Source organism: Sphingobacterium sp. NPDC055346 (assembly GCF_053645235.1).
This window is the reverse complement of the sequence record NZ_JBSHMI010000002.1, coordinates 77,550-91,306: the sequence shown is the minus strand read 5'-3', so window position 1 is coordinate 91,306 and position 13,757 is coordinate 77,550. Positions and strand designations below refer to the sequence as shown.

At 39.9% G+C, this 13,757-nt stretch carries 9 protein-coding genes; 2 read left to right on the top strand and 7 right to left on the bottom strand.

Annotated elements, in window-relative coordinates; all coding sequences use genetic code 11:
- Positions 1 to 79: 79 nt before the first annotated feature.
- From ACWICE_RS04740 to ACWICE_RS04720, 5 genes are all read right to left on the bottom strand, one after another.
- Entirely contained in the window at positions 80 to 2,530 is a 2,451-nt protein-coding gene (locus tag ACWICE_RS04740; RefSeq protein ID WP_254529174.1) for a ThuA domain-containing protein, read from the bottom strand.
- Positions 2,531 to 3,186: 656 nt separating this feature from the next.
- A complete protein-coding gene (locus ACWICE_RS04735; protein WP_454297758.1) occupies positions 3,187 to 4,401 on the bottom strand; it encodes an MFS transporter in 1,215 nt (404 codons plus the stop codon).
- A gap of 38 nt (positions 4,402 to 4,439) precedes the next feature.
- The gene (locus ACWICE_RS04730) at positions 4,440 to 5,576 is read right to left on the bottom strand and encodes an NAD(P)-binding domain-containing protein (protein ID WP_454297757.1); all 1,137 of its coding nucleotides are present in this window, start codon (positions 5,574 to 5,576) and stop codon (positions 4,440 to 4,442) included.
- 343 nt (positions 5,577 to 5,919) lie between these two features.
- Positions 5,920 to 7,422, bottom strand: coding sequence for an acyl-CoA dehydrogenase family protein (locus tag ACWICE_RS04725; RefSeq protein ID WP_454297756.1), 1,503 nt, complete (start codon positions 7,420 to 7,422; stop codon positions 5,920 to 5,922).
- A 169-nt stretch (positions 7,423 to 7,591) separates the two neighbouring features.
- On the bottom strand, positions 7,592 to 8,461 hold the full coding sequence (locus tag ACWICE_RS04720) for a helix-turn-helix domain-containing protein (protein ID WP_454297755.1): 870 nt from the start codon (positions 8,459 to 8,461) through the stop codon (positions 7,592 to 7,594).
- A gap of 139 nt (positions 8,462 to 8,600) precedes the next feature.
- On the opposite strand from ACWICE_RS04720, the gene ACWICE_RS04715 reads away from it, so the two are divergent.
- Both ACWICE_RS04715 and ACWICE_RS04710 read left to right on the top strand, forming a co-directional pair.
- Entirely contained in the window at positions 8,601 to 9,875 is a 1,275-nt protein-coding gene (locus ACWICE_RS04715) for a DUF2264 domain-containing protein (protein WP_454297754.1), read from the top strand.
- Between the two features lie 103 nt (positions 9,876 to 9,978).
- On the top strand, positions 9,979 to 10,446 hold the full coding sequence (locus ACWICE_RS04710; protein ID WP_185211707.1) for a response regulator: 468 nt from the start codon (positions 9,979 to 9,981) through the stop codon (positions 10,444 to 10,446).
- Between the two features lie 11 nt (positions 10,447 to 10,457).
- On the opposite strand, the gene ACWICE_RS04705 is transcribed toward ACWICE_RS04710, so the two are convergent.
- Both ACWICE_RS04705 and ACWICE_RS04700 read right to left on the bottom strand, forming a co-directional pair.
- Positions 10,458 to 11,546, bottom strand: coding sequence for a hybrid sensor histidine kinase/response regulator (locus ACWICE_RS04705; RefSeq protein WP_185211706.1), 1,089 nt, complete (start codon positions 11,544 to 11,546; stop codon positions 10,458 to 10,460).
- 49 nt (positions 11,547 to 11,595) lie between these two features.
- Positions 11,596 to 13,728: a sensor histidine kinase gene (locus ACWICE_RS04700; protein WP_185211705.1), complete on the bottom strand. Its 2,133-nt coding sequence runs from the start codon at positions 13,726 to 13,728 to the stop codon at positions 11,596 to 11,598.
- Positions 13,729 to 13,757: the final 29 nt, after the last annotated feature.

Genomic DNA, 13,757 nt, shown 5'->3' with positions numbered 1-13,757 from the left:
TCCAATACAAAAAAGGAGCGGCTTTTCAGCCACTCCAATTCTTTTATCCCTGAAAAAATCAGGTTATCTAAAGGATTTCTTATTTGTGCGACAAGATCCAAGTTACAATCTCATCTAGGTCGGCATCTTTCATATTCGGGTGTGCAGCCATCGCTACTTCTCCCCAGACGCCACTTCCGCCATTCTTGATTTTCTTCACTAGGATACTGTGTGCATCTTTATTGTCTTTATAGTGTTTTGCAATCTCTACATATGAAGGTCCTACAGACTTCTTATCGATAGCGTGACAAGCCTTACAGTCTGATGCCTCGATCAAGGCCTCACCTTTAGGCTTGCTGCCTTGCTGGTGGCCCATTGGTCCAGCAACACTTGCATCCCCTTCAGTTCCTTTGTGAGCAGCCTGATCTGCCGAAGCCGGCACGAAATCAATTCTTGAAATCCCAGCGTCCGGGTTCTTGCTAAACCATCCACTGCCATACTCCAATACATAGAACTTACCATCAGGACCTACTTCCATATCGATTGGACTGTTGAATTTAACACCGCCCATGAATGGTTCCATCTTATCGAAATCACCGTTCGGCAACATCGTTACAGCTTTAAACCAACCGCGGATCCAGTCATAGACAAACAATTTACCATTGTAATAGTCTGGATAACGGGTTTCCTGAGGGAACATATCAGTATAATAGATTGGACCGGCCATCGCATTACGTCCACCAGAACCTACTTGAGGGAAATCCGGTGATTCCGCATATGGATACCAAATAAAGGCAGGCATTGCCTCTGGCAACTCTCTTAAACCTGTGTTATTCCTTGAATCATTGATTGGTTTTTTCGCATCATACGCAGGACCCATTTCACCAGTTTCATAATTATAAGCATGGTAAGCATAGTTGTTTCCTACGAAATATGGCCAACCAAAGAAACCTGCTTTACGAGCCTGGTTAACTTCATCGTAACCGCGCGGACCTCTGTTCAACGAATCCTTATTCGCATCCGGTCCAACTTCACCCCAATACAAGAATCCATTTTTCTTATCAATGGAGATTCTATAAGGGTTTCTGTTACCCATTACGTAGATCTCAGGTCTTGTTTTCTCTGTTCCTTTCGCAAATAGGTTGCCTTCAGGAATAGCATAGGTACCATCTTCTTTAACGGTGATACGTAATACCTTACCGCGCAGATCATTGGTATTTCCAGAAGAACGTTGAGCGTCATATTGCTCATGCCCTTCCCGAGCATCCTTAGGAGAAAATCCATTGCTCACATATTTTTGGTTTGGCTCATCAAATGGTGTAGAGTTGTCACCTGTAGAAATGAACAGGTTTCTATCCTTACCAAATGCCAATGAACCACCTGTATGACAACAGATATCACGTTGAGAATAAAGCTCTAAAATCACTTTTTCAGAAGCCATATCCAATTTATTGTCCTTGAAGACAAATCTCGAAAGTCTATTTACCGAAGTATCTTTAGGACTGTAATAAGCATAGATAAAATTGTTCTTTGCAAAGTCTGGATCGGCTGTTAGACCCATAAATCCTTCTTCCGCATTCACGTTTGGAACTTCTGTTTTATGATAGACATCCAAAAGTCCAACTTGGCTTACTTTATTGGTTTCTTTGCTATAAAGCAACAATTCGCCGCGACGTTGTGCAATCAAGATATCAAGGTTTGGAAGGATAGCCATTTCGGTCGGTTCAAAGAACTCTCCTTCGGCCATAGTTACCTTCTTGAACTGGTCTGCAGCTGGAACCTGAACAGTCTTAGCTTTTTTATAGTCTAATTCAAGGTTTTTACCGATTGCATATTGAATACCCCCTAAGATATGTTTCAAGAAATTCGCGTCTGCATATTCTGCATCCTCATGTCCCAAACCGGTGTAGAAAGACCTTCCGCCATCATATTCATGGAACCAAGCAACAGGAGCCTGCTCAACCTCATCCTTATTCGGGAAAACAGATTTATCAACCGTCATCAGGATTTTTAAGTTTTCAGGTTGTTTCTTGAAAGTGTACCATTCATCGGTAATCTCCCAAGGATCAGGAAGACCTTTTGTAGAAGGATGATTTTTGTCTACAATGGTTAATTTACCTTGTTTCAATTCAGGCTCTGAACCAAAATATCCACCAAGTAAACGTCCGTACCAACCCCAATCCGTCTCCGAGTCAGCCGCTGAATGGATTCCAACAAAACCACCACCAGCTTGAATGTAACGCTCGAAATCAGCTTCTTGATAATTGTTTAAGACATCCCCAGATGTATTTAAAAATACAACTGCTGAGTAATTCTTCAAAGAATCTTCAACAAATCGATCCGCATTCGAAGTGGTATCCACAACAAAATCGTTCTCTAGACCTAATTTTTGAATGGCTGCATTGCCCTTTTCAATTGAATTGTGATGAAAACCTGCAGTTTTACTGAAAACCAATACCCTAGGCTTTCCAGATCGCTTTTGTTGACAAGAACTCAGTACCGCCACTAATATTAGCAGGAGAGAAATCTTGGATAAACAATGTTTAATCATATTTGAGTTTATTAATATTTTTTGTGTTTAGGTTTCGCTAATCCGTTTTACCAAATTAGCAAATGTCAGTCAAAAAACAAATATGCAATTAATTATTTCAGTCTAAAGAACTGCATTGAAAAAATTACAACTGAAAGGTTAGTAAAAGATCAAGTTTTGGGAATCGACAACAGGAGTGAAATATTTGTAGAAAGTTGAATTGGAATGTAGAAAACCCACAGCGTGGGTGAAATATTTTTTATATCTCCCTTTTAAGCGTCTAAAAAGAAAAAAAATAGTTCCCTCATCTTACGATTTCGGGATGACAACGATCCTTAAAAAAAGTAATAAATAGATTCTTCGTTTCACTCTGAATTCCTCCTAGGCGCATTTTGATTCTGAACGATCAGTGAGGAATCTGTACGGTTCTCCACACAAACCGATTGTCATCCTTAACCGAAGGTTAAGGAACTGTACGCCAATGCCATCCGTAATTTGATTATGTCTGTAAAATTCCGAGATCCTTCCTGCGTCAGGATGACCCCGCAAAAAAAACAGGCCTTTTAGCACTAGTTATATGCTAAAATAAGCCCCCAATCTTGGTCCATCCTCTTATCCCTGGCATCCTGGTTCAAATACCAACCGGCTTAGCATTTCCCCTACCACAATCATTACATTTACTTCAAATATTTCCCTTCCACGATTTTATTCACCCTATACATCAACAAGATACAGATCAAAATACTCACAAACGTAATCAGTCCCAATAACTGAAAATTCTCAAAGCCCTGATTACCTTCCTTTTCAATCAAAACAATTCCACCTAAGATGGAGGCAATTCCCCCACTGGACTGTTGTATGGCTGAATTGATATTCATAAAGGCTCCACGTTCACTAGCATCTGGAATGGCTGTAATCATGGCGGTTGCACTGATAATCCTAGAAGATACAAACAGCATCATACAGCTGAATGCCACGGCAACCATAAATAAATTGCCCGCTGGAACATTAACAAACCAAATGATACAGATTCCGGCCAATAAACTACCCGTAACAAACAACTTATACTTTCCCCAAGAATCACTTAATTTTCCAAAAATTGGTGAACCAATCAATGTGGCTATCCCCGCCGAGAAAAAAACATAGGGCAACTGGTCTTCTGCATAATAAAGATCGAATACCAAATGCGGGGTAACATAGGGCTGTAGGATAAACCCTCCTGTTGCCAGGAAAAAGGTTGTCGAAAAGGCAACCAAATATTTTTTATTGGTAAAAACCCTTTTTATCACTTGGAAATAACTGCTTTTCTCTCCAGGAACGGTTTTGGAAGGAATAGGCTTCATAAATTTCACCAACATGGCGATATTGATAAGGCCAATACCAATGATAAAATAAAATGGAACATGCCAGGACCAAATATGCGCTAAATAGAGCCCTAATGGAATCCCCAAAATCTGACTTGCAGAAAATGCCATCTGTATAAAACCCATCACCCGACCTCGGATCTCATACCTGAAAAAATCGGTAACGGTCGCAAAGGTAATTCCCGACATTACTCCACCAAAAACACCGGCGACAATCCTAGATACCAACAAAAAATAGTACGAAGGTGCTATTGCGCAACAGACTGTTCCGATAATAAAACCTACGTACATGATCAAGAGGATATTTTTACGGTCAAAACGATCGATAAAACCGGCTAAAAGGAAGCCCGAAGCACCTGCACTCAATGCATAGGCAGACACTAAGATACCAAATTGCTTGGTGGAAATATCCAAGGAGTCGATCAACTCTGCACCTAAAGGTGCCATAACTGCAAAATCTAAAACTACCGTAAACTGGACAATGGTCAACATCGCAACCAATAATGATTCGTATCGGGAAAAAGTCATATTGTAAGTTAAGTTCTCAAAATATATCTGCTCGGCACTTATTTCAATTTTAAATAGGCAATTAATTCCTTTGCAGCCGCACGCCCCGCCCTATTTGCTCCAATGGTTGAAGAGGAAGGCCCATAACCAGTCAGATGAATCCTAGGGTCTTTTACCACTTGGGTAGCTAATTGACCGCCCATTTCAATTCCACCTTGCTCATTTTTTAACCCCAGAGGATCCAAATGGTCCAAGGAATGCCTAAAACCGGTATTCCAAAAGATAACATCAGCATCCTTTTCGCTACCATCTTCCCACTTCACGCCATTTTCTGTTATCTCTTGAAACATGGGCTTCCTATCCAATACACCAGACTTCAACATATCCGCAATAGCCGGAGTGATCGGTAAGCCCGTGACAGAAACAACCGATTTTGGAGGCAATCCTTTCCGTACCCGTTCATCGACCATGGCCACCGCCTCTCGACCTAATTCTGGGTTAAATTCATAAGGCCGAAAATCAGGAGGCCTCCGTGTTACCCATGTAGTCTTAGTCACTTTGGAGAGCTCACCCAATAATTGTACAGCAGAAATCCCACCACCAACGACTATGACGTGCTTCCCTATAAATTCAGCAGCATTTTTATATTCACCGGTATGTAATTGCCTTCCTTTAAACTTATCCCAACCGGGATACTTCGGGCAATGTGGAGTCTTCCAGGTACCGGTCGCATTGATAATGCCTTTTGCTGAAAACTGCAGTCCATTGGTATGGATCAGAAACCTTCCATTTCGCTCCGTTACCTTCAATACATTTACTGGTCTGATTACAGGGAGATCAAAGGCCTTTTCGTACTTCTCATAATATTGGGGCAATGCAACATTGGCCCGCAATTGTTTATCATCGCGATTGACCGCTTCCGAAAAGGTCATCCCCGGCAGGTCATTGATTCCATTCACATTGCTCAAGGTCAAGGAATCCCAGCGATGTTGCCATGCTCCACCGGAACCAAATTCATCATCCAATACCACAAATCCTTTTCCTGGCTCTAACCCTTCCCTTTTGAGATGATAGGCCGCCGACAGACCTGCCTGCCCCGCACCGATGACTACAATGTCCACTTTATAGAAAACATCTAGTTTCCTTCCATCCGGAATTGGCGCCACAGCATTATCAGCCTTATTCTGTTTCTCCATACAGTATTTACAATAGTAAAAGACAATAGATTGTTTAACCTATAGCTAGTTTTTTTATATGATGAAATAAAATTATCAAAGATTCAGGAGAATGGTATTTTTCAAGGTTTTTCCTGACATAATTATGGCTAATAAAATAGACCATGGTCGAGACTCATTCGAGGCATATTCGAGAATGCTTCGGATAGAATATTAACTCTACCTTATTCATATTGCCAAAATTCGGAATATGTCTCGAATAAGACCAATAGGAAAATCAAGAATACTTTGAGATTAAAAATTTTGGCCATAAAAAAAGCTGGGTTATAAAACCCAGCTCTCCTTGTTGTATTTGAAATTGTTATTAAGAGACAAAGTTCATCCAATCGGAATCCATACCATATTCAACCAAAGGATTAGCGCTGTTTTTGCTAATGTACTGGCCATGGAACATCGTCAGATCCATCAAGATATGCTGACGGGTGATTTCTACTAATTCAGCGTTGAAGCCCTCCATTTGAAGAACAAATTGGAAACTGATTACCCTAGCGATCATTCGACCAATGGTAACCATGTCGCGTTGGTTGATACCGGCTTCTAGGCTGAAGTTCAATTGTTCCTTGAAATATGGAGCACTCAGATTAGCATTAGGATAGTTTTTTAAGAATTCATATAGATTTGATTCTTTTGCTCTACGCATCATCTTGCTGATACCTTCAGCAATCTGTCCATATAGCATTTCATTGGATCCTTCGAATATCTGGAATGGGCGGCTATCCACCACTGATCGTCCAGCGATATGATCCAATCTATATCCATTTGCACCTGCTAATTGAAGGCTGATCTGTGCAGACTCTTGCATCAAGTCGGTAATCAAGGCTTTCAAGGTATTGGCTTCAATACTTAATCCTGAAAGGTCATTTTCAATACCACTGGTTGCTACTGAATAAGCACACATACCTGAGCAGATGGCAAAGGCTGCCTGGATTCTTGAAATTTGATATTTTACAGAATCAATGTTGATCAATGGGCTTCCACTGACAATCCTGTTTTGGCAATGTTGCAGAGATTCATCAAGTAGACGCTTGATAAAACCTAAGCCCATACCTGGGAATTGCAATCTACTTCTGTGAAGCATGTCCAGCATCAATTTAATTCCTGTACTTTCTGGTGTTAATTTTTGATCTTCCGGTACAACTACATCAATTTGATTGACGCCATAAGGAATAGCATACAAACCAAGGTTGTTATAGCGCTCCAGCATAGGGATATGTTGTTCAGGATTGCTGTTATCCGTCACGAAAAAATCAATGTCGCGGGTCAACTCACCGGTTGGGGTGAGTTTGCGGGCAGTAACTAACCAGAAATCAGCAGCACCGCTAAGTCCTTGCCAATGTTTTTCACCTTTGATCTTATAGGAGTTTCCGATTTGATCGTAAGCCGTTTTCATATTTAATGCATCGCTACCGTAGGCTTTCTCGGTTATCATTAAACCTCCCATGGCATTGTTCTCTATGAATTCCTTAAATACGCGTTCTTGCACAGCATAATTTCCGTACTTGGCAACAGGCTCCAAGAACAAAGCGATATTGATACCGAACATTAAGGAAAGTGCCAGAGATTCATACGAAGCGGCAGACAGAACTCCTAAACATTCTTTTACCGATACGCCTCTTCCTCCGTGCAATTTAGGAATAGCCACCGCCAGAGGTTTTTTCTTCATGATCTCTGCTAGAAACTCTGCAGGAAAATCACGTTTCAAACTAATGGATGAATAATCAAATTCTTCTCTGAATAGGTGGTATAAGTGTTTTCTGAATGATGAAATATAGTTTTCAAAATCTATATTTTCTATAACTCCGTTCATGCTATTTTTTTATTTACAATGTATAGTGAGCAATTCATAGGTCCGCCTTTTTGAGTTGAACAAATTGGCTATTATAAAACTCAATTGTAAAATTAGAGGGAAATCAAGAAAATATCTATGAGGAATTCGTTTATATTTAGGACAAATCGTGCATAAAAACCATTCTGCGCTAATTTATCGTTTTGCGATATTCAGTTGGAGAAATTCCTACGATCTTTTTAAACAGACGGGTAAAATAAGATGGATCTTCAAACTCCAATTCATAGGCGATACTGGCCACACTTTTATTGGTTTCCAACAGCATTAACTGGCTATGGATTATGGCAACTTCAAGAATGAGCTGTTTTGAGGATTTCTTGAACACCGAAGAAACACATCTATTCAAATAGTTTACGGAGACAGCTAACTTATCTGCATAAAAATTAACGGACTTTTCCTTATTATAATGTAAATGAACCAGTTGTTTAAATGATATAGCAATTTCCTGTCGCCTTCCCAAGGATTTATTGGAGGCAGAAATCTTGATAATTTTTAACATCACGGTCTTAAAAATACTTTCATAGTATTCCTTATAGGGTTTTTCCGTATAGATTTCCTCATATAGCAAATCCAGAAGTCCATTCAATTCTTCATTATCTATCTTACTGAGATTCAATAAAGGTGAGATGGTGAAAATATTGAGGATTTCTTGTTCCCTGAACAAGGATGTCATAGCCTGCTCCTTGATCAATACACAATATCCCTGTGCGGATTTATCCACCGAATCAATAGCAGAAATATTACCATAGTTGGAAATTAGCACAGAAGGTGCCTGTACCATAAATGAAGTAGATTCAATCTGATGTTTGAAATAACCTTGATTAATATAAATAAGGAGATTATAGCCGAAGAAAATAGGTGGAATCGGGGTTTTCAGATAAGGTGCTATATCACGTAATGGAAAGATCTTGATAGGCGTATGTATATAGGTCAGGTGTTTAAGGCTCCCTCCCATAAACTTCTCGACGAACTCATCAGCGCTGATTTTATTCTTTTCCATACCTTATTGCATCTCGATATTACAAACTTAATAAAATTGATTGAGGATGCCGATTTTCAATATCTGCTACTTTTTGGCCAGAATATGTTAAATTAGAGAAAAGGCAAATAACTGACCTAAACCCATAAATACCTACCCTATGAAAAGAAGAACCTGGATACAGTCTGCAGGATTAATGATTGCTGGTTTAACCATGCAGGAAAACAGGGCATATGCCGGCCTAAATGAGACCAACACAGATGGATTAGCATCAAAATATCTAGCTACAGATGACCGAGCCTATTGGGTTTCCATTTTGAGCAAAATGGCAAGTCCTATTTTGGAGAACATCAGTAAAGGCACTTTCCAGAAAAACATGCCCATGGTCGTATCCGAATCTTTTGATGGGCGAAATCCAAAGGTTGGGTATTTGGAGGCCTTTGGCCGATTGATGGCCGGCATGGCTCCTTGGTTGGGATTGAAAGACGATGCTTCTGAAGAAGGTAAACTTCGAAAAAAATATAGGGAACAAGCCCTACTCGGTATACAACATGGGTTTGATCCCAGTTCGCCCGATTATTTTTCTTGGCGTGGAAAAGAAGGTCAGACCTTGGTAGATGCTGCCCATTTAGCATTAGGCTTTTTAAGGGCTCCACAAGCCTTATGGGAACCTCTTCCTGACAAGACCAAACAACAGGTCATTGAGGAGCTGAAATACATTCGCTGGATAAAGCCGGGGCAAAACAATTGGCTGTTGTTTTCATCGATTACGGAAACCTTTCTGTACAGCATTGGTGTGGAACCCAATCGGGAAAGCATAGATTTAGCCATCAATAAATTTGACCAGGATTGGTATGTTGGCGATGGTTGGTACTCAGATGGTAACCACTTTGCATTTGACCATTACAATGGCTATATCATCCATTGCATGCTGGTTGAAACCTTAAAACATAACCTGAAGGCTGGGATCTACCAAGAGAAGTATGACCGTGCATATAAGAGAATGCAACGATATGCCCAGCACTTGGAAAGAATGATTTCTCCGGAAGGTTATTTTCCAATTATCGGACGGAGTTCAACCTATAGGAATGGAGCTTTCCAACCTTTGGCACAAGTAGCATTGGACAAGAAACTTCCAGAACATCTATCATATGGCCAAATCCGAAATGGATTGACAGCCATCCTGAAAAACATTTACAAGCATGATCTTTATGATCAATATGGTTGGTTGATTTTGGGATTTACTTCCACAGATCAGGGGAATATGGCTGACACCTATACCAATGCCGGATCATTATATGAAGCATCCCTTTCCTTCTTACCATTGGGCTTACCTGCAGATGATGAATTCTGGACTTCTAAAAGTGAAGAGTTGACCTCACAGCGAGCTTTTTCCGGAAAAAAGTTCCCTAAAGACTATCAAGTAAAATATTAATTTAAATCTGAAAATAAATGCAATTTTCTCATTATATTCAAATCAATTATTATGGACCACAAATAATTACTAATTTTGAAACAGTTTTTCAAGTAAGAAAGTAATGAACATAGAAAATAAGATTAATGTGCTGTATTTGGATGATGAAGAGAACAATTTATTTTCTTTTAAAGCCACGTTCAGGTTTAAATACAATGTATTTACTGCCTTAACGGGAGCTGAAGCATTGGATATTATTCGTAAAAATGATATCCAGATCATAATTACTGACCAGCGAATGCCTGAAATGACCGGGGTGGAATTCTTGGAAAAGGTTATTGAAATCAAACCTGACCCTATGCGAATCCTGTTGACCGGTTATACGGATATGGGTGCAGTGGTCGATGCCATTAACAAAGGCAAAATCTTCCACTACCTGAACAAGCCTTGGCGCGAAGAGGAATTGACCGAAACCATCTCAAGAGCTTTTGAAATCTATCAGAACAAGAAAAATATCATCGATCAAAAGTCTAAACTGGAGATCTCAAACGAACAATTGGAGTTTTTACTTCGTCAAAAACTATTGTCCTAAAATTCCAATGACTATTCCTTAGAAGGAATAGTCACTACAAATTTAGATCCGTTCTCTGGTTCTGAATCTACTGAAATCCCGCCTTTAAGTTTCTGCACAGCAGTCTTCACATTATATAATCCAAAGCCCATCCCTTCAGCCTGATCGCTAGCGCGGAAAAACAACCTAAAGATATCGTTGATCGAAGATTCTGAGATTCCAATTCCATTATCCGTTACGGTTATTTTTGCATGACCATTTTCAGTTTCTGCCTTCAATTTCACCCATTTATCCAGAGAGTCTAATTTTTGGTACTTTATCGCATTGGAAACCAAATTGTGTATGATCAATTCCAAGATGGATTTATCATTGATGAACGTGTTTTCTTGGTCGACTTCAAAGCTGATCTCTACGCCCGAGTTTTGGCTGTACATTTTATAGAAATCAAGAATATCTTCGAAGATGGAATTGAAATCAATTTTGGAAAGGTTGAGCTCTCCCCTTCTCAACAGATAATAATCTCGAAGGCTGTTGATATAGTCCTCTAGTTTAACAATGGAAGTTTTCATGAGGTTCAGGATTTCATGAACCTGCTCGACACTCTTGAAATCCAAAGCAATCCGGATAGCACCAAGCACCCCGGCAAGTGGATCGCGTAAATCATGGCTAACGCTATAGGCAAATTTATCAAGCTCCTCATAAGCTTTCTGAAGCTCCATATTGCGCAAATCCAACAAAGAATTTGTTACATAAAACTTATTGGCCTCTTCGATACAGGAAATAATCTCAGCTTCTTCCCAAGGTTTTTTGATAAACCTGAAGATATGACCGCGGTTAATGGAGTCAATTACCGTATCCATGTCTGCAAAAGCGGTGATCAAGACCCGCATAGGCTTCGGAAATTCCTTTTTGATCCTGCTGAAGAAATCAATTCCATTCTCTCCGGGCATCTTTTGGTCACAAAAGATTACCCTGATATTGGGATTGGTCATTAAAATATTTTCTGCATCCGTAGTATTGCTCGCAATATGAATATCGTAGTGAAACCTCAATGCCGCTTTAAATCCTACCAAATTATTGTACTCATCATCAATGTACAACACCTCAAAATTCTTATCCATACTATTACCTTTTAGTGTGACCTAAAAAACCTTTATTTTAATCTTTACCTTATTGTTTGATTGGCAAATGGATATCAAAAGTGGTTCCCTCTCCGACCGTGGATTGCAAACCAATTCTTCCATTATGTCTTTCAATTGTTTTATAAGCAATTGACATCCCTAGACCTGTGCCTTCACCAACATCTTTTGTTGTAAAAAATGGTTCAAAGATACGTCCGATGACCTCTGGAGGGATCCCCGTACCGTTGTCCATAATACTGATTATTACTTTTGACAAATCCTCGTCAAGTTTTGTTTCGATCTTGATTTCTCCACCCGCATTTCCATTGTATTTCTTTTCAACGGCGTAGATGGCATTGGAAAGTATATTCATGAAAACCTGGTTCAGTTTACCCGCATAACATTCCACCATGGGAATGCTATGGTAATTTTTGATGACCCTAATCCGTTCTTTGGTCATTGGATTCAAGATGACCAAAGTGGAATCCAGGCATTCATTCAGATCGGCACGCTTCAGCGTATCTTCATCAATCCTGGAAAAAATCCGTAAGCTCCGGACTATTTCAGCTGTCCGTTCTGCTCCTTCTTGGATACCCTTCAACAAGAAATTGATTTCCGATTTCAGATAGTCAACATCGTTGATATTCTTGATATTTTGGATTTTCTCCTGTTTCTCTTCCAGTTGCAGGTCGTTATCCAATGCTATCATTTCAATTTGATCGATAATATCCCAGAGGATTCCTACATCGCGGCGAAGTGGAGATACATTGGAGGTCACAAAATTGATCGGATTATTGATCTCATGGGCTACACCGGCCGTTAACTGACCCAGAGAGGCCATTTTCTCAGATTCCACCAGCTGGGCTTGGGCATCTTTCAGGTTTGACAAGGTTAAGCTCAGCGATTTATTGGACTCTTGGAGTTCTTCCGTTCTTTCACGGACCTTCTGTTCCAAAATCACATTTTGTTCACGGATCAGCTTTTCATTTTCTTGGGAAATAGCCAATTCACGGACCTGTAATTCCAACATCTCCTTGCGGTAAGTATTGATCTTATCGGCCAATGCAAAAGATAGCAAGAGCGCTTCGATAACAGAACCTATCTGTACGGACCGAGCCGTAAATACGTTGGTTGGCAGCACGCCATAATCCTTAAGAACAAAGACCAATACACTGATCAGGAAGATACACCATGCAAAGAGGAAAAACTTGGTCTGGCTATATTTTCTTCGCGATAACTCAAAGGCAAATATGAGGACGATGGCAGCTCCACCACCTGCAACCAGGTTTACGATTCTATATGCAGGAATAATATAGCCTATCAACAGCAAAAGGATGGCAAAGAAATAACCAAATAAAAAAACGTTCAGTAATTTATTGAAGCCCCTTGCTTCTACGGAAGTGTGCAGGAAAGACTTAACAAAAAGAATGGCACCGATACCTGACATGGCGCCTGAAAACGTTAACAATCTTGATGACAGCCATTCACTGCGAATGGGGAAAACTCTTTCAAATAGCCCCAATACCGCCATTTGGGCCACAAAGACCCAAAAAATATAGTTCACATAGCTTAAATAATGCTTTTCCCCAGTTGCAACATATAGAAACGCATTATAGAGCACTAAGGACAACATCAGTCCTATGTAGATGGCTGAAAGGATATCTTCTTTCTGCAGGAAATTAAAAAGTCCTGTTGGCGTATGGATGGACAGCGGAACAATGACTTGGGTTTCGCTCTGCAACTTCATATAGCAGACTGCTTTCTCTCCTTTTTTGAGATGGAGATCAAACAGATAGAATTGATGGGAATATTTTCGATCGCTATAACCTTGTTTTAAGTTATATCCAACACTGTCTATTTGGGAATTGATAATGCTGTAAAATTTCACTTCCGCAATATTAGGTTGGGATAGGTCTACGATCAAGCGATCCTCATCAGAATTATTGACGATTTCAAACTTGATCCAATGGGGTTTCTTGACGATCCCGAGGTTAGGGACCTCAGTTTCACATTTAGAAAAAAGGTTTGGATGTGCTAAGACATCATTAAAAGAAACTGACTCCCCATTTTCTTCATAGAGAGATAAATACTTTCCAATATTTTTGACATCCTTCCCATTAAAGTAAATGACACTATCTGTCGATGCCTTAGCTTTAGGGCTAAAAAGACAGCATAAAATCATAGTTAGAAATAACAAATACCTTAACATCG